Here is a 21,696-nt window from a genome sequence, read left to right as displayed (position 1 = left end):
CATCACCACCATACTTGGAGGGTTCATGCGGATTACGGTCACCGTCGACGGCGTCGACTACCGCGACGACGTCGAACCGCGCACGCTGCTGGTCCACTACCTGCGCGAACGACTCGGCAAGACCGGCACGGTCGTGGGCTGTGACACCAGCAACTGCGGCGCGTGCACGGTCCACCTCGACGGCCACAGCGTGAAGTCGTGCGCGGTGCTCGCGGTCCAGGCGAACGGCCGGGAGATCACCACCATCGAGGGACTGGCCCGCGACGGGCAGCTGCACCCCGTCCAGCAGGCGTTCCACCAGAACCACGCGCTGCAGTGCGGTTTCTGCACCCCCGGCATGATCATGCAGGCCATCGACCTGCTCGCGGACAACCCCGACCCCGACGAGGACGAGGTGCGGCACGGCCTGGAGGGCAACCTCTGCCGCTGCACCGGCTACCAGAACATCGTGCGCGCCGTGCGTGACGCGGCGCAGAAGATGAGCCCCGGCTCCGGCCCCGAAGCGGAGCGCGTGGACGAGACGGCGCTGGTGGACCGCGCCCCGCTGCACACCGGTGGTGGCGAATGACCGCCACCGTCGAACCCGAGGTGGGCAAAGCCCGCCGCCGCAAGGAGGACGCCCGGCTGATCACCGGCGCCACCCGGTGGACCGACAACCTGCAGCTCACCGGCATGCTGCACATGGCGTTGCTGCGCAGCCCCGTGGCGCACGCCCGGATCACCTCGATCGACGTCACCGAGGCCGTGAAGATGCCCGGTGTGCTGGTCGTGCTCACCGGCCAGGACCTGGCCGCCGAGCAGGGCAGCCTGCCGTGCGCGTGGCCGATCACCGAGGACATGCTGGCGCCGCCCGCGCCGTCCCTGGCCGTCGACCGGGTGAACTTCGCGGGCGAGGCCGTCGCCCTGGTCGTGGCCCGCAGCGCGGCCGAGGCGCACGACGCGCTGTCCCTGATCGACGTCGACTACGAGGACCTGCCGGTCGTGCTGGACCTGGAAAGCGCGATCGCGGACGACGCCGACCTCGTCCACCCCGACCTGGGCTCGAACAAGAGCGCGACCTGGGTGTTCGACTCGGCCGACGCGGGCACCGGGTCCGACGTCGACCAGACCATCGCCGACGCCGAGGTGGTCGTCGAGCGCACGTTCCGCCAGCAGCGGCTGATCCCGGCGTTCATGGAACCCCGCTCGGTCGTCGTCGACCCGTCCCCGGACTCGGTGACGATGTGGTCGGCCACCCAGGTGCCGCACATCCTGCGCTGGATGCTGGCGGCCGTGCTCGGCATCCCGGAGCAGCAGATCCGGGTCATCGCGCCGGACGTCGGCGGCGGTTTCGGCGGCAAGCTCCAGGTCACGCCGGAGGAGGTGCTGACCCTGCTGGTCGCGCGCCGCCTCGGCAAACCCGTCAAGTGGACCGAGTCGCGCACCGAGTCGATGCTCTCCGCCCACCACGGCCGCGACCAGCTGCAGCGCATCACGATCTCGGCCCGCCGCGACGGCACGGTCACCGGCCTCAAGGTGGACCTGCTCGCCGACATGGGCGCCTACCTGCGGCTGGTCTCGCCGGGCGTGCCGATCCTGGGCGCGTTCATGTTCAACGCCATCTACAAGTTCCCGGCCTACCGGTTCACCTGCACGAACGTGTTCACCACCAAGGTGCCGACCGACGCGTACCGCGGCGCGGGACGGCCCGAGGCCACGTTCGCCATCGAGCGGATCATGGACGAGCTGGCCGCCGAGCTGGGCGTCGACCCGCTGGAGCTGCGCGAGCGGAACTGGATCAAGCACGACGAGTTCCCGTTCACCACGGTCGCGGGCCTCACCTACGACTCGGGAAACTACGAGGCCGCCACGGCCCGCGCGAAGGAGCTGTTCGGCTACGAAGCGCTGCGCGCCGAGCAGGCCGAACGCCGCGCCAACGGCGACCCGGTGCAGCTCGGCATCGGCATCTCCACCTACACCGAGATGTGCGGCCTCGCGCCCTCACGCGTGCTCGGCGCCCTGCGGTACGCGGCGGGCGGCTGGGAGCACGCGGCGATCCGGATGCTGCCCACCGGCAAGGTCGAGCTGATCACCGGCACGTCGCCGCACGGCCAGGGCCACGTGACGGCGTGGAGCCAGATCGTGGCCGACCGGCTCGGCGTGCCGTTCGAGGACGTCGAGGTGCTGCACGGCGACACCCGCGTCGCACACCGCGGCATGGACAGCTACGGCTCCCGGTCGCTGGCCGTCGGCGGCGTGGCCGTGGTGCTGGCCGCGGACAAGGTGCTCGCCAAGGCCCGCACGGTCGCCGCGCACCTGATGGAGGTCGCCGAGGACGACGTCGAGTTCACCGCGGGCACGTTCTCGGTGCGCGGCACGTCCACGACGATGGCGCTGGGCGACGTGGTGGTGGCCGCGCACGTCGCGCACAACCTGCCCGACGGCGTGGAACCCGGGCTGGACGCCGAGGCCACGTTCGACCCGGAGAACTTCTCCTACCCGCACGGCACGCACCTGTGCGCGACCGAGGTCGACACGCAGACCGGCGCGGTGAAGATCCGCTCCTACGTGTGCGTGGACGACGTCGGCAAGGTCGTCAACCCGCTGATCGTGGAAGGCCAGGTGCACGGCGGCCTGGCGCAGGGCATCGCGCAGGCCCTGTACGAGGAGGCGGTGCACGACGAGAGCGGCACGCTCACCACCGCCACCCTCGCCGACTACCTGGTGCCGTCCGCGGTCGACCTGCCGCACTTCACCACCGACCGCACCGAGACGCCGGCGACCAGCAACCCGTTGGGCGTGAAGGGCGTCGGCGAGGCGGGCACGATCGCCTCCACCCCCGCGGTGGTCAACTCGATCGTGGACGCCGTGCGGCACATGGGCGTCTCCGAGGTGGAGATGCCGTGCACCCCGATGCGGGTGTGGAAGGCGATCCACCGCCGCGGCGACGGCGTGCCGACCACGCCCGGCGCGGGCGGCGGTCTCGGCTCCCTCGACTCGAGGTCCGCCGAAGAACGGGGAGGTGCGGAATGATCCCGGCCGAGTTCGACTACGTCGCGCCCGCCACGGTGGACGAGGCGGTGCGCGCCCTGGCCGCGGGCGGCGAGGACGCCAAGGTGATGGCCGGCGGGCAGAGCCTCATCCCGGTGCTGCGGATGCGGCTGGCCGTGCCCACCGTGGTGGTCGACCTGTCCGGGCTGACCGAGCTGACCGGCGTCCACGACGACGGCGACTCGCTGCGCATCGGGGCCATGACCACCCACTACGAGGTGCAGCGCGACCCGCTGGTGCGCGAGCACGCGCGGCTGCTCCGCCTGGCCACGGACACCGTCGCCGACCCGCAGGTGCGGCACCGGGGCACGTTCGGCGGCTCGCTCGCCCACGCCGACCCGGCAGGCGACCTGCTCGCGCCCGCGTTGGCGCTGGACGCCGTGATGGTGTGCGTGGGCCCGTCCGGGACGCGCGAGGTGCCGGCGGCGGAGTTCTTCGTCGACTACTTCACCACCGCGTTGGCGCCCGACGAGCTGCTCACCCACGTCAAGGTGCCCAAGCTGACCGGCTGGGGCGCGCACTACGAGAAGTTCAACCGCGTCGCGCAGGCGTGGTCGATCGTGGGGGTGGCCGCCGCGCTGCGGGTGTCCGGGGGCCGGATCGCCGACGCGCGGGTCGGCCTGACCAACATGGGCCCGACCCCCGTGCGGGCCCGCGGCGTGGAGGAGGCGCTGATCGGGCAGCCCGCGACAGCCGAGTCGATCACGTCGGCGGCCACCCGTGCCGCCGAGGGCGCCGACCCGCCGAGCGACGGCAACGCCGACGCCGAGTACCGGTCGCACCTGGCCCGCGTGCTCACCGAGCGGGCGGTGACGGCCGCGGTGAGCGCATGAAGCTCGAACACCGGTTCACCGTCCCCGCGCCCGTGCCGGACGTGTGGGCGGCGCTGCTCGACCCGGAGAAGGTGGCGCCGTGCATGCCGGGCGCCACCCTCACCGGGGTCGAGGGGCGGAAGTTCACCGGCACCGTCAAGGTCAAGCTCGGGCCCGTCACGTTGCTGTACAAGGGGACCGGCGAGTTCACGTCCGTGGACGAACGGGTGCACGCGGCCGTGCTGAAGGCGTCCGGCAAGGACACCAGGGGCAACGGCACCGCGTCCGCGACCGTGTCGGTGGCGCTGACGTCCGCGACCGACGGCACCGAGGTGTCGGTCGTCACCGACCTGAGCGTCACCGGCCGTCCCGCCCAGCTCGGCCGGGGTCTGATCAGCGAGGTCAGCGGCCGGATCGCGGGCGAGTTCGCGGAATGCCTGGCGACGCGGCTCGCGCCGGCGGAAGCTGAGGAGGTGACCGCAACGGAGACCGCCGCCAAGCCGCACCTGCGCGCCGTGCCGGACGAGCCGCTCGACCTGCTCGACAAGGCGGGCGCGCCCGTGCTCAAGCGGGTGCTGCCGGTCGTGGCCGGGCTGCTGGTGGTGGCGCTGCTGGTGCGCAGGCTCTGCGGGCGGCACCGCTGAACGCGCGCGGCGGGCGACCGGTCCTCGGCCTGGTCGCCTGCCTCTGCCTGCTCGCGGCGTGCACCGGGTCGCCGGTCGTGATCACGACCGCGCGGTCGACGCCCACCACGTCGTCGGTCGTGCCGGAGGCGCCGTCGTTCACCCTCGCCGCGGGCGGCGACATCCTGATCCACCCGGCGCTGACCGAGCAGGCCGACGCCGACGGCGCGCGGAACTTCGTGCCGCTGCTGGAGGGCCTGCGCGAGGCGATCGACGCGGACGTGTCGATCTGCCACCTGGAGACGCCGCTGTCCGCGCCCGGCGCCCCGACCTACGGCTACCCGGCGTTCAGCGCGCCGCCCGAGGTCGCGTCGGCGTTGAAGGAGATCGGCTACGACAGCTGCTCCACCTCGTCCAACCACACCCTGGACCGGGGCGCGCCGGCGATCAGGACGACGTTGGACGTGATGGACGCGGCCGGTCTGAAGCACACCGGCTCGTTCCGCTCCCCGGAGGAATCCGCGACTCCGCTGCTGCTGGACGTGCGCGGGGTGAAGGTCGGGCACATCGCGTTCACGTACGGGTTCAACGGCATCCCGCTGCCGCAGCCGTGGATGGCGAACCAGCTCTCCACGGAGGGCGTGCTGGCCGCGGCACGTGCGGCGAAGGCGGCCGGCGCGGAGGTCGTGGTCGCGAGCCTGCACTGGGGCAACGAGTACCAGCACGAGGCGACGCCGCAGCAGAAGGAGATGGCGCGGGCCGTGCTGGCGGACCCGGCCGTGGACCTGATCATCGGCACGCACGTGCACGCCGTGCAGCCGATCGAGCAGATCAACGGCAAGTGGGTCGTCTACGGCATGGGCAACGAGGTGGCCCGCCACTCCGAGCCGCGCGGCATCACGGAGGAGGGCATCGTCACCCGCTTCAAGTTCGTGAAGGGACCGTCCGGCTGGGCCGTCCAGGAGGCGTCCTACATCCCGACCCTGGTCGAGCTGGGCCCGCCGATCCGCGTCGTGGACCTGACGAAGGTGCCCGCCAACCCCCGCCGCACCGAAGCCCTGACCCGCACGGACGGCATCGTGCGCAGCCTGGGTTCGACGATCGCCCACCCCTGACCGATTCCTTTCCGGCCCGCCACCGGTCTGCACCCCCGACACCACGGATCGAGGAGGCAGGGCGATGGCGAGCGAGCAGTCGGCGGCGGTGCGCGCGATGTACGAGCGGTGGACGGCGGACCGGCTCAACGGGCGGCCGATGGACCCGGAGAGCTGGGGCGACCTGACCGCCGAGCCGCGCGGGGTGGACTACGTCGAGACCACCGAGCCGGGCACACCCGCGATGTGGCTGCTGCCGCACGGCGCCGCGTCCGACCGCGTGCTGCTGTGCATGCACGGCGGCGGGTTCGTGGCCGGGTCGATCTACACGCACCGCAAGCTGTACGCGCACCTGGCCAAGGCCGTGGGCGCGCGGGCGCTGCTGTTCCAGTACCCGTTCGCGCCGGAGCACGTGCACCCGGCGCAGGTCGACACGGCCACCTCCGTCTACCGGTGGCTGCTGGGGTCGTTCACGGCGGACCACATCGCGTTCGCCGGCGACTCGGCCGGCGGCGGCCTCACCATCACCACGCAGCTCAACGCCCGCGCGGCGGGACTGCCGCTGCCCGCCGCGGTGATGGCCATCTCGCCGTGGGTCGACATGGAGGTGAGCGGGGAGTCGTTCCGCGCCAACGCGCTGACCGACGGCTACTTCTACCAGGACCTGGTCGACGCGCTGGCGGCGAACTTCCTGGGCCCGGACGGCCACCGCCGCGACCCGCTGGCCGGCCCGCTGCACGCCGACCTGACCGGCCTCGCCCCGCTGTTCGTGCAGGTCGGAGCGCACGAGACACTGCTGACCGAGGGGCGGAGGCTGGCGGAACGGGCGAAGGACGCGGGGGTCGAGGTGCGGTTGGACGTCTTCGCCGAGCAGGTCCACACGTTCCAGATGGCCGCCGGGAGGTCGCCGGAGGCCGACGACGCGATCGCCCGGTTCGCGTCGTGGGCGCGACCGAGGCTGGGGGTCGCGTGACGCCGTTCGAGCAGGCCACCGAGCCGTTCCGGCGGGAACTGCTGGCCCACTGCTACCGGATGCTCGGGTCGCGGCACGAGGCCGAGGACCTGGTGCAGGAGACGTACCTGCGGGCGTGGCGGTCGTTCGACGGCTTCGAGGGGCGGTCGTCGGTGCGGGTGTGGCTCTACCGGATCGCCACGAACGCGTGCCTGAACGCCCTGCGCGGCCGCCGTCGCCGCGAGCTGCCGTCGTTGCTGGACCCGTCGGCGGGCGAAGAGCGGTGGGAGTGGCTGGAGCCGATGCCGGACGCGCTGGTCACCCCGGAGTCCGACGACCCGGCCGCCGTCGTCGCCTCCCGCCACGACCTGCGCCTGGCACTGGTCGCGGGCCTGCAACACCTGCCGCCGCGTCAGCGGGCCGTGCTGATCCTGCGGGAGGTCCTGGACGTCCCGGCCGCCGAGGTCGCGGACATGCTCGACACTTCGGTGACGTCGGTGAAGAGCGCGCTGCAACGCGCACGGGCCACCCTTGCCCGCGTCGCACCGACCGCCGACGACGTGGTCGAGCCGACGTCACCGCGGGCACGGGCCCTGCTGTCGGACTACGTCACGGGCTTCGAGAACGCCGACCTGTCCGCGCTGGAACGCGCCCTGCGCGCCGACGCGGCCTTGGAGGTGGCAGGCTCACCGACCTGGTTCGACGGCCGCGAAACGTGCCTGGCGTTCCTGACGACGGTCGTCGGCTCACCAGGCGACTGGCGAATGACCCCGACCGTCGTCAACAACCACCCGGCCGCCCTCGCCCACCGCCACGGCGTCCCGTTCGGCCTGGCCGTCCTGACCACGACCACCACCGGCATCTCCCGCCTGACGGTCTTCCCTGACCCGGCGCTCGCGGAGCACACCGGCCCTGACCCCACCTACGAGTGACGGCCGGATACGGGCTGGTACCACCGGTCCCGCCGTAGGATCACACCGGTGAAGCGCCGGGAGGGGGTGATGTGGTGGTCGACAGGTTCCTTGACCCGCTGCTGACCACGAAGGAGACCTCCCGCCACCTCTTGATCCCGCAGCGGACGCTGAACCACTGGTTGGCCGAGGAAGCGGGTGGCGCTCCGCTGGTGCACCGGGTCGATCCGGAGCGCCGGGGTTGGCCCACCGTCCCGTTCGTGGCCGTGGTGGAGGCGTATGTCCTGCGATCGCTCCGTGAGCTCGGCCTCACCAAGCGGAAGATCAAGGACGCGGCGGCGGCGGTCCGCGGCGAGTTCGGCACCGCTTACGCGCTGGCCACGAAGAAGATCGTCACCGACGGGGTCGACATCTTCCTGGACTACGCCGACGGCGACCTCGCCCGCGTGGGGGACCAGCAGCGCCCGATCCGGGAAGTGCTCGACCGCTACCTGACGTACATCGCCTGGGATTCCGATGACGAGTTCGCCTCGTCGTTGAGGTTGCGCCAGTACCCGGACATCGCGCCGGTGATCATCGATCCCCGATTCGGTTGGGGTGCTCCGGTCATCCAGGAGAATCGGGTCCCGGTCGACGCGGTCGTGGAGATGTGGCTGGCCGGTGACTCCCTGAAGGACGTCGCGTACGAGTACGACCTGGCTCCCGAGCAGGTCGAGGCGATCTGTCGGGCCGCGCAGCGTGTCCCAGCTTGAGTTCTTCCTCGATCGGGGTTTGGGGCGAGGTGTGGCCGACGGGCTGCGCGCGGCCGGTTGGCTGGTGCACCGCATCGCCGATTACTTTCCCGACGACGCCCAATCCGTCGCGGATGAGGAGTGGCTCGCCTACGGGTTGACACGCGGCTGGGTTCCGCTGTGCAAGGACGGGCGGATCAAAGGGCGGCACCACGAGCGTGAGCCGCTGGTCGTTCATTCCGCCGTGCTGTTCTACCTCAACAACCAACAACTGCGTCGGGACGAGATGGTGGCCCGTTTCGAGCGGGTGCGATCGGCGATCGACCACGCGGTGGGGAGAGGCGGGCCCGCCGTGTACGCGATCGGGGAATCGGGCATTCGACGCACCTGGCCCTAGCCCACGGCACGGACGCGGTCGAGGCGGGCACGCCAGCGGGCGGTGGTGGCGGGGTCGGCGGCGAAGTCGGTGAAGCGGTCGGGGGGTGGGGCGTGCGCGGGAACGGGGAGGTGGCCGTTCGCCGGGAGCAGGGAGTCGGTGGTGACGTCGCCGGTCAGCAGGGGAAGGGTGCCCAGGCCGCACGCGAAGTCCAGTTCGGGCAAGGCGGCGGCCAGTGCCAGGCCGGCGGCCATGCCGACCGAGGTCTCCACCGCGGACGACACCACGCACGGCAGGCCGCACGCCTCCGCCACGGCCAACGCCCGACGCACGCCGCCCAGCGGAGCGACCTTGATCACCGCGACGTCCGCGGCGCCGGCCACCGCCACCTTCAACGGGTCCTCGGCCCGCCGGATCGACTCGTCGGCCGCGATCCGCACGTCGACCCGCCGCCGCACCGCGGCCAGCTCCTCGATCGACGGGCACGGCTGCTCGACGTACTCCAAGCCCCGAGCCGCGCGTTCCAGCTCACGGATCGCCCGCACGGCCGTGTCGACGTCCCACGCCATGTTCGCATCGACCCGGATCGCGCCCGACGGGCCGAGCGCGTCACGCACGGCCTCGACGCGCGCCAGGTCGTCGGCCAACGAGGTGCCCGGGTCGGCGACCTTCACCTTGGCGGTGGTGCAGCCCGAGCGGGCCACGATGTCGTGCGCGCGTTCCGGGGAGACGACGGGAACCGTGCAGTTGACCGGGATCTCGGCGCGGACCGGCGCGGGCCAGCCCTGCTCCGCGGCTTCCAGCGCGCACGCCAACCAGGGCGCGCACTCGTCGTCGGAGTAGTCGAGGAACGCGCAGAACTCACCCCACCCGGCGGGCCCTTCCAGCAGCACGCCTTCGCGCACCGTGATGCCGCGGAACCGGTTGCGCATCGGGATCGAGTAGACCAGCACCGGAAGAGCTTAGAGCGGGTCCAGGGCGGCGACCCGGCGCAGTGCGGTGCCCGCGAGTTCCGGGTCCAGCTCCTCCACGACGATCCGCAACGCCGACTCGAACTGGTCGAGCCGACGGTCCAGCTCGGCCAGCTCACGGGTCGGCTCGGCGATCGCGGCGGCCAGCCCGGGACGGTTCTCGGTCCGCGCCAACGCCTCCCGCACCGGCTGGCTGTCCCGCAACGCCACCAACGCCCGCCACAGCAGCCGTTCGACGTGCGGGACCCGGAGGTCGTCCAGGTCGCGCACGGCGTCGAAGTGCGCGCACAGGCGGCCGGCGCGGCGGCGTTGGGCGGGATCGGTGAACTGCTCGCGGTGCACGACGTCGCGTGCGTCGGCCGCCAGGACCACGTCCCACTCGGTCGACCGCGCCCAGATCCGCTTCCGCTTCGCGGCACGGCGGATCGAGTCGAGATCGGCCTCCGGCCGCCACATCCACCAACGGGGTAACGGTGCCACCCGGGTCACGTCAGCGGGCCGCGAGGAACGCCGCGAACGCCCGCCGACTGAACGTCAACACCGGGCTCCGGTCACCAAGCTTCGAGTCGCGCACGCCCACCACGGTGGAGACGCCAACCTCCACACAGCCGTTCGCCGACTGGCTGTAGGACGACTTCCGCCACTGGAACTCCTTCGGGGTCACAAGTCCTTCATAGTCCGCTTGATCCACCCGTGGAAGTCTTCCGGCTTGTCCGCTCGGACCTGGAGGCGGGTCAGCGCATCCCGGTAAGCCATCACCTGAGCGGGCTCTTCGAAGTAGAAGCCCTTCACCCGGCCCTCGGTGTAGACGCAACCGGGGTCATGCGCCAACTCGTTCGGGAAGGACAGCACGATGAACCCGCCATCGACTCCGGTGTGCGCGCCCGCTGAGGCGGGGAGAACCTGCAGCTCGATGTTCGGATCTTCGCGCCGCTCCAGCAGGTGGGCCAACTGCGCCTTGAGGACACCGGTGCCGCCGACCTGCAACCGCAGTGCCGCCTCCGAGATCACCGCCCACACCTGGGGCGCGTCTTCCTGGTCCAGCACCTCCGCCTGCCGTGCGATGCGCAGTTCGACCCGGTGCGCGACCTCGGTGTTCGACAGGCTCGGATCGCCGTCGCGGATGATGGCGCGGGCGTAGTCCGGGGTCTGGAACAGGCCGGGGATGACGATGGCGTCCCAGCTCTCGATCTTCACCGCCGACGACTCCAACCCGAGGAACAGCTTGAAGTACTCGGGAACGGTGGACTCGTCGAAGCCGATCCACCAGTCACGGCCCTTCTTGGCGCGCGTCCGCAGCTCCAGGAAGAACTCCGACCGCTCCGGCACGCCGTACAGCTCCAGCAGCCGTTCCAGCTCCAACGGCTTGGGCAGCGACCGCGCCGTCTCGATGTGGCCGATGTTCTGCACGCTGCCCTTGATCGCCTTCGCCGCCTCGTCCCGGCTGACGCCGGCGTCCTCGCGGAGCTTGCGCAGTTCGAAGGCGACCCAGCGCTTGAGCACGGTCGGGCTGGTGGAGGACGCGACCACGGTGCACCTTTCACTCCGTTGAGCGATGCCGTTGGAGCGCGCTCACTTGTAGGCTGCTCCAAACTGGTCATCCAGATTTAAGTCAGAAAAGTACTCCACCCAGCACGGCGAAAAGAGGGTTCAGGTGTTCACGAATGGTGGAATCTCGGTCGACTCGTGGGTTCGGGTCGAGGAGCACTGCTCGATCGAGGCCGAAGTGGTCGGCGACGAGGCCCAGTTCGTCTTCAGTGGACGGCGTGGTGGCGAATTGAGCCTCGTCGTCACCGAGGCCGGCCTGGAGAAGGTGGTCGAGCACTTCCAGCGAGCGCTCGACCAGCTCAGGTCAGCGGAAGCCGAAGCCGGTTCAGCCGACCTCGGGCAGCTTGGGCCCGAGTAGGTCGTCCGCGTCCACGATCTTGTACGCGTACCCCTGCTCCGCCAGGAACCGCTGCCGGTGCGCCGCGTAGTCGGTGTCCAACGTGTCCCGCGACACGACGGAGTAGAAGTGCGCCTGCCGCCCGTCGCCCTTGGGCCGCAACAACCGGCCCAGCCGCTGCGCCTCCTCCTGCCGCGACCCGAACGTCCCCGACACCTGCACGGCCACCGACGCCTCGGGCAGGTCGATGGAGAAGTTCGCCACCTTCGACACCACCAACGTCCGCAGCTCGCCGCGCCGGAACCGGTCGAACAGCGCCTCGCGCTCCTTGTTCTTCGTCGAACCCTGGATGATCGGCGCGTCCAGCGCCTCGCCCAGCGACTCCAACTGGTCCAGGTAGGCCCCGATCACCAACGTCGGCTCGTCGGGGTGCCGGTCGAGGATGGCCCGCACCACCGGCAGCTTCGTCCGGGCCGTGGAGCACAGCTTGTAGCGCTCCTCCGGCTCGGCCGTCGCGTACTCCAGCCGCTCGTTGTCGGTCAGCGTCACCCGCACCTCGACGCACTCGGCGGGCGCGATCCAGCCCTGCGCCTCGATGTCCCGCCACGGGACGTCGTACCGCTTCGGCCCGATCAGCGAGAACACGTCGCCCTCCTGGCCGTCCTCGCGCACCAGCGTCGCGGTCAGCCCGAGCCGGCGCCGCGACTGGAGGTCGGCCGTCATCCGGAACACCGGTGCGGGCAGCAGGTGCACCTCGTCGTAGACGATCAGGCCCCAGTCCCGCGAGTCGAACAGCTCCAGGTGCTTGTACTCGCCCTTCGACTTGCGGGTGATCACCTGGTAGGTCGCGATGGTGACCGGCCGGATCTCCTTGCGCTCGCCGGAGTACTCGCCGATCTCGTCCTCGGTCAACGACGTCCGCGCGACCAGCTCCCGCTTCCACTGCCGACCGGCCACGGTGTTCGTGACCAGGATCAACGTGGTCGCGCCCGCCTCGGCCATCGCCGCCGCGCCGACCAGCGTCTTGCCCGCGCCGCACGGCAGCACGACCACGCCCGAGCCGCCCGCCCAGAACGCCTGCGCGGCCCGGCGCTGGTAGTCGCGCAGCTCCCAGCCGTCCTCGACCAGGTCGATCGGGTGCGCCTCGCCGTCGACGTACCCGGCGAGGTCCTCCGCCGGCCAGCCGATCTTGAGCAGCAGCTGCTTGAGCCGGCCGCGTTCGCTCGGGTGCACGATCACGGTGTCGTCGTCGACGCGCGCGCCCATCATCGGCTTGACCTTCTTGTGCCGGAGCACCTCCTCCAGCACGGCGCGGTCCAGCGAGTTCAGCACCAGGCCGTGCACGGGGTGGTTGGCCAGCTGGAGCCGGCCGAACCGGCCCATCGTGTCGACCACGTCCACCAGCAGCGGCTGCGGCACGGGGTAGCGGGAGAACCGGACCAGCGCGTCGACCACCTGCTCGGCGTCGTGGCCGGCGGCGCGCGCGTTCCACAGCGCCAGCGGCGTGATCCGGTAGGTGTGGACGTGCTCGGGCGCGCGTTCGAGCTCGGCGAACGGCGCGATCGCGGTGCGCGCGTCGTCCGACAGCGGGTGCTCGACCTCCAGCAGCAGGGTCTTGTCCGACTGGACGATCAAAGGGCCGTCGGTCACGGGTGCGCGCTCCTGTCGCTTGGTGTCCTGCAAGTGTGCATACCGCGTGCAAGTCGGTCGCGGACAGTACGCGGATGCGCACCCAACGCTTACGGACTCGGTTCGGTAAAGCCGTGTACGCCCATGTGATGCAGTCGATAGCGTCCCTGCGCCCCACCGCGACCCTACGCGCGGACGTACTGGGGCCCTCCCCGGATGGAACGAAGGTCTTCATGAGCACGGACATGCCCGCGTCCGCACCGCAGTACCCGAACGGTCCGCAGCAGGGTGCCCCGCAGTTCCACAACGCCCCGCAGGGCCAGCCGATTCCGCCCGCGCCGAAGAAGAAGGGCATCGTCGCGCGCATCCTCACCGCGATCATCGGTATCGCGGTGGCCGGTGTGGTCGTCTACGGCATCAACTACTTCACCAGCGACGCGGCCCAGTCCAAGGCCGGCGACTGCGCCAGCCTGACCGGCACCAACACCAAGCCGGAGTACAAGGCCGTCGACTGCGGCTCGGCCGAGGCGAACTACACCGTCGGCCAGGTGCTCGACTCCACCACCGCGAAGTGCGCCGGCGAGTACTACGACGAGTACACCGAGTCGGCCCGTCGCGGCCCGGACTCGAAGCTGTGCCTGGTGCCGAACCTGGTCGAGGGCAGCTGCTACGACCTGGAGAACACCACGCAGATGGGCTACCCGGCCGTCGACTGCGGCAAGGCAGGCACGTTCAAGCTGGTCAAGCTGCTCAAGGGCAGCGTCGACGAGAGCGCCTGCACCGACGGCGCGCCGCTGACGTTCCCGGAGCCGAAGATGACCCTCTGCTTCGCGCCGAACGAGAACGCCTGATCCACCTCGCGGGTGCGCGTGGCGCTACCTTCTGGGGCGTCACGCGCACCCGTCCAGCGAGGATGATCATGAGCAACGAGCCGAGTCGACCCGCCGACGACGACGCGCCGACCGGGGCCGCGGCCGATCCCACGGCCCGCCCCGCCGATCCCTCAGCCGGCCCTGACGTGCCGCCCGCCGACGCGGAGCGCATCGCGGCCTCGCAGGACGCCGCCGCGTCGGCCGACGAGCGGCAGCTCTCCACCCCCGCGTCCTCCGGTCTCGGCTCCGGTTCCGGTTCCGCCGAACCCGACGACACGGCCCCCGAGCCCGGCTCCGGCGTCAGGGAACGCCCGGTGGCCGGCAACGAACCCGCCACGCCCGCCGGCCCGACCGCCGTGACCGGTGCGCGTCCGGCGCCCTCCGCGGACCCCGTCGCGTCCGCCGAGCCCGCCTCGCAGGCGCCCGCGGCGAACGAGACCGGCAAGCCCGGCGGCAACGGCCGGAAGATCCTCGTCGGCGTGCTGGTCGTGCTGCTGATCGGCGTCGTCGCCTACGGTGTGCGCTACCTCACCAGCGGGGCCGCCAACGCCGAGGTCGGCGACTGCGTCAGCGTGACCGCCGAGGCCGACAACCGGGCCGAGGTCGACACCCTCGACTGCTCCGCCGACCGTGCGTCGTACAAGGTGGGCAAGGTCCTCGAGACGACCGACGCCGGCTGCCCCGAGGAAGGCCTCTACACCGAGATCGTCCCGGCCGTCGGCGGCGGCTACAAGCTGTGCCTGCTGCCCAACATGGCCGAGGGCGCCTGCTACAAGCCCGACGAGGGCACCGGGTTCGTCAAGACCGAGTGCACCGGCCCCGAGACCATCAAGGTGACCAAGGTCATCGAGGGGTCCACGGACCTGGAGGCCTGCCCCGACGGCGCGGGCATGGCCTACCCCGAGCCGCCCGTCACGTACTGCCTGGCGCCCGCCGAGCTGTGACGTCGGTCGCCGGGTCGTGACCACGGGCGGGTGAACCCGCTCAACCCGGCGCGCGGCCGTGCCGATGCCCTGTTCCATGCGGAAGATCGGGTGGGGCATCGGTGCGGTCGCGGTCGTGGTGGCGGGCGCGTTCGCGTTCACGCTGCTCACCGACGCGCCCAAGGGCACCGAGCCGGGCGTCTGCGCGCACATCGAGAAGGTCGAGCAGGGCGCCAAGTACCGGCCGCTCGACTGCGGGGCCGCGGACGCCAACGTGCGGGTCGCCAAGGTCGTCGACGAGGCCTCGCAGTGCCCCAAGGGCGGCGCGCCGTACACGATCTTCACCCGCGCGGACACGTTGTGCCTGATCCCGAACTTCGTGCAGGGCGCGTGCTACCAGGGCGACCGCGAGTCGGGGATGAAGAAGGTCGACTGCACGACCGCCGAGGCGATCAAGGTGGCGAGCGTCGCCCGCGAGCCCGTGGAGTGCGCGAACGGGCAGAAGTTGACCTACGTGGAGCCGGTCGTCACGTTCTGCCTGGTCCGCGCGTCCGACATGGGCTGAAATCGCTGCGCCCGCGCGGCGCGCGACGGTACGTTCCGCTCGTTGTACATCGAGAGGAACGCCAGGTGACCACGCCACCCGACCAGCCGCCCCACGGCTTCCCACCGCCCCAGCAGCCTGGCTGGGGACCGCCGTCGTCGCCGCAGGGCTTCCCGGCCCCACCGCCCGGCCAGCCGTACCCGCAGCAGCCGTACCAGCAGCCGGGCCACCCCCAGCAGGGCGGCTACCAGCAGCAAGGCCCCGGCTACCCGCAGCAGGACGGCTACCGGCCGATGCCGGGCTACCAGGACCAGCCGCCCCAGTACGCGCAGCCCGGGTACCCGGGCCAGGACCAGTACCCGGGTCAGTTCGGCCAGCCAGGCCAGCAGGGTCAGCCGGGTCAGTTCGGGCAACCCGGGCAGCCTGGCCAGTTCGGTCAGCCGGGCCAGCCCGGCTACCCGCAGCAGTTCCCGCCCCCGCCCGCCAAGGGCGGCACGTCCCGCGGCGCGAAAGCGCTGGTCGCGGTGGTGGCGCTGGGCATCGTGGGCGTCGTGGTCGCGGGCATCATCGCCAACGTCACCGGCCCAGGGGGCGCCGAGGCGGGCGACTGCATCAAGGTCGTCTCGGCCTCCGTCAGCGACGCCGACGTCGAGAAGGTCGAGTGCTCGTCGCAGGAGGCCGCCTTCAAGGTCGCCACCAGGCTCGACAGCAGCGCCGACAACTGCCCGGACGGCGACTACGCCGAGTACTCCGACAGCGGCGGCCGGCGCAGCAACGGCTTCAAGCTGTGCCTGATGCTCAACGCCGCCGAGGGCGACTGCTTCAAGCAGGAGGGCTCGATTGTCGCGGCCAAAACCACCAAGGTGACCTGCGATTCGAGCGCTTCGTACAAGGTGGGCAAGGTCATCGCGGGCCGGGCGGACGAGAACGAGTGCGAGAGCGGCGACACCGTGTCCGTTTACTCACAGCCCGCTACGACGATCTGCTTGACGGAAGCCTGATCCGGTACCGCGCCGAGACGCGGCCGTCGCCGGATCGAGTTCCAACCGACGCGGAAATCCAAAAATAGGGGGCCTTCCCGCAATGGGAAGGCCCCCTATCGCACGCCGGTTTTGCTGACCGAGAGTCAGTTGGTGGTTCCAGGCGGCAACAACCCGGGCACGTCCAACCGCTCCGACAGCACCTCTTCGGTGTCCATCATGTCGGCGACGCGCTGCAGCCGGACGGGGTTGAGCGACAGCGGGAACGTGCCCACCGACACCAGCGCCGCGGTCTGCTGGTCGACGTCCATGTAGCCGGTCAGCGCGTTCTGCACGGACAGCTTGTCGTTCGACGCCGCCTCCTGCGCGTCCCGCAGGACCTGCCGGAACAGGGCCAGCGTGCGCGGGTTGCCGTCGGCGAACTTCTTGCTCGACGTGTACCCGGACATGGGGAAGTCCTTGGTCGGGCCCACGGCGGTGTCGGTGAGGATGCGCGCGCCCGTGCCAGCCTGGGCCTGCGTGATGTACGGCTCGGTCATCCACGCCGCGTCGACCTGCTTGGCCTGCATCGCGGTGACCATCTGCTCGAACGGCATCTCGGACAGCCTGATCCGCTGCTTCTCCACGCCCGCCGTCTTGAGCACGGCCGCCGTGGTCAGCGCGCCGACGTCGCCGGTGGACGGCACGGCGATGCGCGGGTTGGCGATCTTGCCGGGGCGGTCGTAGTCCGGGTCGAGGGTGACCAGCGCCATCGTGTTCGCGCCCGCCTGGTACGCCTCGCCCTGCAGCTGCAGCTGCGTGCCCTCGGTGAAGCTGCGGAAGACCGTGACGTGCGTCGCCCAGGTCAGGTCCAGCGTGGTGTCGAGCTGCTTGATGCCCTCGAGCTCGCTGTTCAGGGGCACCAGCTGCACCTGCAGCCCGGCCTTCTCGAACAGCTTGTTGTTGAACGCCAGGCGGAGCGGCGCCACGTCCACCACCGGCAGCACACCGATGCGCAGTGTGTTGCGTTCCACCTCTGGGCGGTTGTTCCCGTCGGTGCCGGGGATCAGTCCGCACGCCGTCAAGGTGGCGGCACAAGCGAACAACGCTGCCGCACGTCGCAGAACACGCGCTGGGGTAGGCATGGCACCTCTCGCCGGGATGACCTCGAGAGCGGGGTCTTTTGATCAACGAATTTGTCGACGCACTTGTCGATGCCCGGGATGGTAACCACCCAGAGGTATGAAACGACAGCCCTGCTCCGATACGGTGAGTGCTTCCGGAGTCTTCCCCGGGGCTGGTGTCGAGCACTACGCTCCCCGGCTGGTGGCACAGGTCGTCGCTGACCGTCGTGTCCCTGTGCAGGGTGGGGGTGACTAGCCGGCACCACCGCTCCTGTGCTGCAATTCGGCCCGAATTCGAGTCCATGCTTCGGTCCGCGGGGGAGAGGCCGGAACCACTGCTGCCGGAAGAGGAAGCCCAGGGTGGCCCGTCGAGAGAGAGGTCCCAGCCAGTCAGGCGTGGGGATTCCACCGCGCTCCGAAAGGCCCGGAACGGGTGACGGACTGGCTGCGCTGAGTGATGGAACTGTGACTGAGCAAACGGGTCCGACGAAGAGTGGTCCGACCGCGGCCGGGAAGGTCGGGCCGACCCGCACGGCCGGCTGGCGCCTGCGCAACTGGCGGTTGCCCACCAAGCTGACGGCCGTCCTGCTGATCCCGACCATCGCCGCGGTGGCCCTCGGCGGGCTGCGCGTCAACTCCGACCTCGCCGACGCGGCCGACCTCAACCGGCTGGCGAACCAGATCCAGCTCGAGTCGGCGGTCGCCGACCTGGTGCAGCAGTTGCAGCGCGAGCGCGACCTGAGCGCGAGCCATGTGGCGTCCGGCAAGCAGCTCGACCGCGTGGTCCTCGACCGCCAGCTGCGCCGCGTCGAGGACACCGTCCAGGCCCTCAACGCCAAGATCGTCGACCTCAGCGCCGACCTCGACGACGAGGTGGTGACCCGGTTCCGCCGGGCGTCCAGCCAGCTCAACCGGCTCAACAGCCTCCGCAACGCGGTCCGCGAGACGCAGTACCCGTCCGACGCCGTGATGCGCACCTACTCCGAGTCGGTGGAGAGCCTCCTCGACCTCGGCGAGCAGGCCATCGCGGGCATCAACGAGCCCGAGCTGGTGCGGCTGCACCTGGCCACCAACGCGATCGCCCGCATCAAGGAGCAGGAGTCGCGCAAGCGCGGCATCATGCTCGACGTCTTCCAGCGCGGCGAGTTCGGCCCGGGCCAGGAGCGCCAGCTGCTGGCCGCGAACGCCGAGCTGGACGCCGCCCGCAACGACTTCCGCAAGTCCGCGACCGCCGACCAGGCCAAGATCTACGACGACACCGTCACGGGCCTCATCGTCGACACCGCGAACGACATGCAGGAAACGGCGCTGCACTCGGCCTCGGTCGGCACACCCATGACGTCGCTGCGGCCCGAGAAGTGGGACATCGCGTCCACGCTGACCGTGAACCTCACCCGGGACGTGGAGAACCTGCTGCTGGAGCAGCTGCAGAACCGGACCGACGAGCTGACCGGCGTGGCGCGCGCCGCGGCGTTCCGCGACTCCGGCATCGTGCTGGGCGCGTTGCTGCTGGCGCTGGTCATGGCGCTGTTCGTGGCCCGCTCGATCCTCAACCCGCTGCGCACGCTGCGCCGCACCGCGCTCGAGGTGGCCGACCACGGCCTGCCCGAGGCGGTCGGCCGGATCCTCGCCGACCCGAACCCGCAGGAAGCGGCGAAGACGGCCATCGCGCCGGTGCCGATCACCACGCGCGAAGAGGTCGGCCAGGTGGCCCGGGCGTTCGACGCGGTGCACGGCGAGGCGGTGCGGCTGGCCGCCGAGCAGGCCCTGCTGCGCGACAACGTCAACTCGATGTTCGTCAACCTGTCCCGCCGCTCGCAGGCCCTGGTCGAGCGCCAGCTGAACCTGATCGACCGGCTGGAGCAGGACGAGCAGGACCCCGACCAGCTGGCCAGCCTGTTCGAGCTGGACCACCTCGCCACCCGCATGCGGCGCAACAGCGAGAACCTGCTGGTCCTGTCCGGCACGGACCTGTCCCGGCGGCTGACCCGCCCGGTCCCGGCGGCCGAGGTGCTCGGCGCCGCGGTGTCCGAGGTCGAGCAGTACGCCCGCGTGCAGGTCGGCCAGACGCCGGAGCTCACCGTCCAGGGCCGCGCGGTCAACGACCTCGTGCACCTGATCGCGGAGCTGCTGGACAACGCCACCGCGTTCTCCGACCCGGTGACCAAGGTCACCGTGCGCACCGCCCGCACCCGCAAGGGCGAGCTGGCGATCGAGATCCAGGACCGCGGCGTCGGCATGGGCGAGCAGGAGATCACCGACGCCAACGAGCGGCTGGCCGACCCGCCGGACGTGGACGTCGCGGTGTCCCGCCGGATGGGCCTGTACGTGGTCGCGCGGCTCGCCAAGCGGCACGACATCAAGGTGCGGCTGCGGTCCAACGAGGACATCGAGGGCGGCACCACCGCGCTCGTGCTCGTGCCGGACACGTTGGTCGCCTCTCCCGGCGCGCCGGGCTCCCCCATGGGCGCCGAGCCCGCCTCGGCGTTCGGCGACTCCGGTTACGGCGACTCCGCCGGGTTCGGCGACTCCGGGTTCGGCGACTCGGGTTTCGGGACGACGGCGCAGCGCGCGTCCGGCATCGCCGGCGCGTTCGGCACCGGCACCATGTCCCGCCTGGACGACGACTCGAGCTTCCCGAGCATGCCGCGCGTCGAGGACGAGCCGGCGTTCCCGGTGAGCTTCGTGCAGGGCCAGGGCGAGCACGACCCGGCCCGCGTGCCCGCGTTCGGCGAGACGCCGACGTTCGGGCAGGCGCCCGCGGAGACGCCCGCCGAGGTGTCGCAGCCGTGGATGCAGGCGGCCGACGAGCGTGACGTCGAGCGCGAGCCGGAGGGCTCGTTCGGCGAACCGACCCTGTTCACGGCCTACGAGGACCGCTCCGAGCACGACGCGGACTACGAGCACGGCTTCGAGACCACCCAGTTCGCGCCGCTGGACAGCGGCTTCCTCGTCGAGCCGGAGCCCGAGTTCGTGCCGGAGCCCGAGCCCGCGCACCGCAACGGTTCGGCGCCGCAGCCCGCGGCCAGGGAGATCGACCGCGACCTGGACGCGCCGACCGAGCGGCTGCCGATCTACGAGGCGGTCCTCTCGCAGTGGTTCCAGGCCGTGGGCAGCGAGACGTCGGCGGCGACCGCGCAGGCGGTGCCACCGCCGCCGGCCGCCGAGCCGGAGCCCGCCGCGCCCGCCGAGTCGGTGCTGCCGACCCGCAGGCCGCGTCCGATCCCGCCGGTCGCGCCCACCACGTCCGCCGACCCGCTGCCCCCGCGCGGCCTGCTCGACTCGGGCCAGAACGCCGTGCCGAAGCGCGAGTCGGAAGGCGGTCTCCTGCCCCAGCGGGGCGAGGCGATGGCCGGCCGCGCCGAAAGCACTAGTCTGACCGAGGGCGGGCTGCCCAAGCGGCAGCCCGGTTCGCCCAACAACCTGCCCAAGCGCGCCGCGGAGGTGTCCCGCGTGACCGAGCCCGAACCGGTCGCCGAACCCGAGCCGGTCGCGCCCGCCGCCGAGTCGGTGTGGGAGTCCCCCGCCGACGAGGGCTGGCAGGCGGCACAGGCCTTGCTGAACAAGGCGCCAGAGACCACGACACAGGCGGGGTTGCCCAAGCGGGTGCCCAAGGCTCAGCTTGTGCCGGGATCCGCCGCACCGAAGCCGACGGCTTCGGAGCGGCAACCGCAGCGGCCCCCGCTGCCACCACGATCGGCTGACGCGATCCGTGGACGCATGTCGAGTCTTCAGCAGGGCGTCCGTCGAGGGCGACACGCTTTGATCGACGCTTACGCTGGTGACATGTCGAGCCGGCAAGACGAGGAGCAGGAGTGACGACCGCAGCTCAGCCAGGCAGCTTTGGTTGGCTTATCACCGACTTCGTGCGCCGGGTTCCCGGTGTGGCACATTCCGTGGTCGTGTCGGCGGACGGGCTGTTGCTCGCCGGCTCGCAGGGTTTGCCCCGCGACCGCGCCGAACAGCTGTCCGCCGTGGCATCCGGTCTCGTCAGCCTCACGGCGGGCGCGGCGCGGTGCTTCGAGGCGGGCACGGTCAACCAGACCGTGGTCGAGATGGAACGGGGCTACCTGTTCCTGATGTCGATCAGCGACGGGTCGTGCCTCGCGGTGCTCGCGGCCCCGAACTGCGACATCGGCCTCGTCGCGTACGAGATGACGTTGCTGGTCGAGCGCGTGGGCCAGCAGCTCACCCCGGAGCTGCGCGCGCAGCTCCAGGGCGTGGTTCGGCGGTAGATCCTCATGAGATCGTGGGGGTGAA

The 21,696-nt window shown here is 71.3% G+C and carries 22 protein-coding genes; 16 read left to right on the top strand and 6 right to left on the bottom strand.

Features of this window, described 5'->3' with window-relative positions:
* Nucleotides 1-25: 25 nt before the first annotated feature.
* The 9 genes from ADK67_RS23655 to ADK67_RS23615 all read left to right on the top strand — a co-directional run bounded on the left by ADK67_RS23655 (nucleotide 26) and on the right by ADK67_RS23615 (nucleotide 8,550).
* Nucleotides 26-568, top strand: a complete 543-nt coding sequence (locus ADK67_RS23655; RefSeq protein ID WP_053718667.1) for a (2Fe-2S)-binding protein — start codon at nucleotides 26-28, stop codon at nucleotides 566-568.
* Entirely contained in the window at nucleotides 565-3,012 is a 2,448-nt protein-coding gene (locus ADK67_RS23650) for a xanthine dehydrogenase family protein molybdopterin-binding subunit (RefSeq protein WP_053718666.1), read from the top strand. The genes ADK67_RS23655 and ADK67_RS23650 overlap by 4 nt, the downstream gene beginning before the upstream one ends.
* On the top strand, nucleotides 3,009-3,863 hold the full coding sequence (locus tag ADK67_RS23645; protein WP_053718665.1) for an FAD binding domain-containing protein: 855 nt from the start codon (nucleotides 3,009-3,011) through the stop codon (nucleotides 3,861-3,863). The genes ADK67_RS23650 and ADK67_RS23645 overlap by 4 nt, the downstream gene beginning before the upstream one ends.
* Nucleotides 3,860-4,486 carry an SRPBCC family protein gene (locus ADK67_RS23640; protein ID WP_053718664.1) on the top strand — a complete coding sequence of 209 codons (627 nt, stop codon included), beginning with the start codon at nucleotides 3,860-3,862 and terminating at the stop codon, nucleotides 4,484-4,486. The genes ADK67_RS23645 and ADK67_RS23640 overlap by 4 nt, the downstream gene beginning before the upstream one ends.
* Complete coding sequence (locus ADK67_RS23635) at nucleotides 4,483-5,580, top strand: CapA family protein (protein ID WP_053718663.1); 1,098 nt, start codon at nucleotides 4,483-4,485, stop codon at nucleotides 5,578-5,580. Before ADK67_RS23640 ends, ADK67_RS23635 begins: the two co-directional genes overlap by 4 nt.
* A 64-nt stretch (nucleotides 5,581-5,644) precedes the next feature.
* Nucleotides 5,645-6,532 carry an alpha/beta hydrolase gene (locus ADK67_RS23630; RefSeq protein ID WP_053718662.1) on the top strand — a complete coding sequence of 296 codons (888 nt, stop codon included), beginning with the start codon at nucleotides 5,645-5,647 and terminating at the stop codon, nucleotides 6,530-6,532.
* Nucleotides 6,529-7,443 (top strand): RNA polymerase subunit sigma-70, encoded by a 915-nt coding sequence (locus ADK67_RS23625; protein ID WP_063797706.1) that lies wholly within the window; start codon nucleotides 6,529-6,531, stop codon nucleotides 7,441-7,443. Before ADK67_RS23630 ends, ADK67_RS23625 begins: the two co-directional genes overlap by 4 nt.
* Before the next feature lie 74 nt (nucleotides 7,444-7,517).
* Nucleotides 7,518-8,174, top strand: a complete 657-nt coding sequence (locus ADK67_RS23620) for a DUF433 domain-containing protein (protein WP_053718694.1) — start codon at nucleotides 7,518-7,520, stop codon at nucleotides 8,172-8,174.
* Entirely contained in the window at nucleotides 8,161-8,550 is a 390-nt protein-coding gene (locus ADK67_RS23615; RefSeq protein ID WP_053718660.1) for a hypothetical protein, read from the top strand. The genes ADK67_RS23620 and ADK67_RS23615 overlap by 14 nt, the downstream gene beginning before the upstream one ends.
* On the opposite strand, the gene ADK67_RS23610 is transcribed toward ADK67_RS23615, so the two are convergent.
* From ADK67_RS23610 to ADK67_RS23600, 4 genes are read right to left on the bottom strand one after another with little or no spacing between them, the layout of a single operon-like run.
* A complete protein-coding gene (locus ADK67_RS23610; RefSeq protein ID WP_053718659.1) occupies nucleotides 8,547-9,482 on the bottom strand; it encodes an o-succinylbenzoate synthase in 936 nt (311 codons plus the stop codon). The genes ADK67_RS23615 and ADK67_RS23610 overlap by 4 nt on opposite strands.
* A gap of 9 nt (nucleotides 9,483-9,491) precedes the next feature.
* Complete coding sequence (locus ADK67_RS23605; protein WP_053718658.1) at nucleotides 9,492-9,956, bottom strand: hypothetical protein; 465 nt, start codon at nucleotides 9,954-9,956, stop codon at nucleotides 9,492-9,494.
* 34 nt (nucleotides 9,957-9,990) lie between these two features.
* The gene (locus tag ADK67_RS49260; RefSeq protein WP_082403708.1) at nucleotides 9,991-10,164 is read right to left on the bottom strand and encodes a DUF397 domain-containing protein; all 174 of its coding nucleotides are present in this window, start codon (nucleotides 10,162-10,164) and stop codon (nucleotides 9,991-9,993) included.
* Nucleotides 10,161-11,030 (bottom strand): helix-turn-helix domain-containing protein, encoded by an 870-nt coding sequence (locus ADK67_RS23600; RefSeq protein ID WP_053718657.1) that lies wholly within the window; start codon nucleotides 11,028-11,030, stop codon nucleotides 10,161-10,163. Before ADK67_RS23600 ends, ADK67_RS49260 begins: the two co-directional genes overlap by 4 nt.
* Nucleotides 11,031-11,154: 124 nt before the next feature.
* On the opposite strand from ADK67_RS23600, the gene ADK67_RS23595 reads away from it, so the two are divergent.
* Nucleotides 11,155-11,406 (top strand): hypothetical protein, encoded by a 252-nt coding sequence (locus ADK67_RS23595; RefSeq protein ID WP_053718656.1) that lies wholly within the window; start codon nucleotides 11,155-11,157, stop codon nucleotides 11,404-11,406.
* On the opposite strand, the gene ADK67_RS23590 is transcribed toward ADK67_RS23595, so the two are convergent.
* Nucleotides 11,374-13,035 (bottom strand): DNA repair helicase XPB, encoded by a 1,662-nt coding sequence (locus ADK67_RS23590; RefSeq protein ID WP_053718655.1) that lies wholly within the window; start codon nucleotides 13,033-13,035, stop codon nucleotides 11,374-11,376. The genes ADK67_RS23595 and ADK67_RS23590 overlap by 33 nt on opposite strands.
* Before the next feature lie 212 nt (nucleotides 13,036-13,247).
* On the opposite strand from ADK67_RS23590, the gene ADK67_RS23585 reads away from it, so the two are divergent.
* The 4 genes from ADK67_RS23585 to ADK67_RS52685 all read left to right on the top strand — a co-directional run bounded on the left by ADK67_RS23585 (nucleotide 13,248) and on the right by ADK67_RS52685 (nucleotide 16,354).
* Nucleotides 13,248-13,865, top strand: a complete 618-nt coding sequence (locus ADK67_RS23585; RefSeq protein ID WP_053718654.1) for an LppU/SCO3897 family protein — start codon at nucleotides 13,248-13,250, stop codon at nucleotides 13,863-13,865.
* Between the two features lie 68 nt (nucleotides 13,866-13,933).
* Nucleotides 13,934-14,830 carry an LppU/SCO3897 family protein gene (locus ADK67_RS49255; RefSeq protein ID WP_053718653.1) on the top strand — a complete coding sequence of 299 codons (897 nt, stop codon included), beginning with the start codon at nucleotides 13,934-13,936 and terminating at the stop codon, nucleotides 14,828-14,830.
* Between the two features lie 76 nt (nucleotides 14,831-14,906).
* The gene (locus ADK67_RS23575; RefSeq protein WP_053718652.1) at nucleotides 14,907-15,374 is read left to right on the top strand and encodes an LppU/SCO3897 family protein; all 468 of its coding nucleotides are present in this window, start codon (nucleotides 14,907-14,909) and stop codon (nucleotides 15,372-15,374) included.
* A 65-nt stretch (nucleotides 15,375-15,439) separates the two neighbouring features.
* Entirely contained in the window at nucleotides 15,440-16,354 is a 915-nt protein-coding gene (locus tag ADK67_RS52685; protein ID WP_053718651.1) for an LppU/SCO3897 family protein, read from the top strand.
* A gap of 125 nt (nucleotides 16,355-16,479) precedes the next feature.
* Here ADK67_RS52685 and ADK67_RS23565 read toward each other — a convergent pair whose 3' ends face one another.
* Entirely contained in the window at nucleotides 16,480-17,346 is an 867-nt protein-coding gene (locus ADK67_RS23565) for an ABC transporter substrate-binding protein (RefSeq protein ID WP_231648329.1), read from the bottom strand.
* A 555-nt stretch (nucleotides 17,347-17,901) separates the two neighbouring features.
* Between ADK67_RS23565 and ADK67_RS23560 the strand changes: the two genes are divergently transcribed.
* The gene (locus tag ADK67_RS23560; protein ID WP_231648328.1) at nucleotides 17,902-21,255 is read left to right on the top strand and encodes a sensor histidine kinase; all 3,354 of its coding nucleotides are present in this window, start codon (nucleotides 17,902-17,904) and stop codon (nucleotides 21,253-21,255) included.
* The gene (locus tag ADK67_RS23555; protein ID WP_033442969.1) at nucleotides 21,252-21,671 is read left to right on the top strand and encodes a roadblock/LC7 domain-containing protein; all 420 of its coding nucleotides are present in this window, start codon (nucleotides 21,252-21,254) and stop codon (nucleotides 21,669-21,671) included. The genes ADK67_RS23560 and ADK67_RS23555 overlap by 4 nt, the downstream gene beginning before the upstream one ends.
* Nucleotides 21,672-21,696 lie beyond the last annotated feature (25 nt).

Origin of the sequence: Saccharothrix sp. NRRL B-16348 (genome assembly GCF_001280085.1) — a bacterium.
GTDB lineage: Bacteria > Actinomycetota > Actinomycetes > Mycobacteriales > Pseudonocardiaceae > Actinosynnema.
This window is presented reverse-complemented; position numbering and strand designations above follow the sequence as displayed.

Bases quoted from the DNA above. Each gene is read 5' to 3' on its own strand.
- ADK67_RS23655 (WP_053718667.1), top strand. From the start codon at position 26: ATGCGGATTACGGTCACCGTCGACGGCGTCGACTACCGCGACGACGTC.
- ADK67_RS23650 (WP_053718666.1), top strand. From the start codon at position 565: ATGACCGCCACCGTCGAACCCGAGGTGGGCAAAGCCCGCCGCCGCAAG.
- ADK67_RS23645 (WP_053718665.1), top strand. From the start codon at position 3,009: ATGATCCCGGCCGAGTTCGACTACGTCGCGCCCGCCACGGTGGACGAG.
- ADK67_RS23640 (WP_053718664.1), top strand. From the start codon at position 3,860: ATGAAGCTCGAACACCGGTTCACCGTCCCCGCGCCCGTGCCGGACGTG.
- ADK67_RS23630 (WP_053718662.1), top strand. From the start codon at position 5,645: ATGGCGAGCGAGCAGTCGGCGGCGGTGCGCGCGATGTACGAGCGGTGG.
- ADK67_RS23605 (WP_053718658.1), bottom strand. From the start codon at position 9,956: ATGTGGCGGCCGGAGGCCGATCTCGACTCGATCCGCCGTGCCGCGAAG.
- ADK67_RS23585 (WP_053718654.1), top strand. From the start codon at position 13,248: ATGAGCACGGACATGCCCGCGTCCGCACCGCAGTACCCGAACGGTCCG.
- ADK67_RS49255 (WP_053718653.1), top strand. From the start codon at position 13,934: ATGAGCAACGAGCCGAGTCGACCCGCCGACGACGACGCGCCGACCGGG.
- ADK67_RS23575 (WP_053718652.1), top strand. From the start codon at position 14,907: ATGCGGAAGATCGGGTGGGGCATCGGTGCGGTCGCGGTCGTGGTGGCG.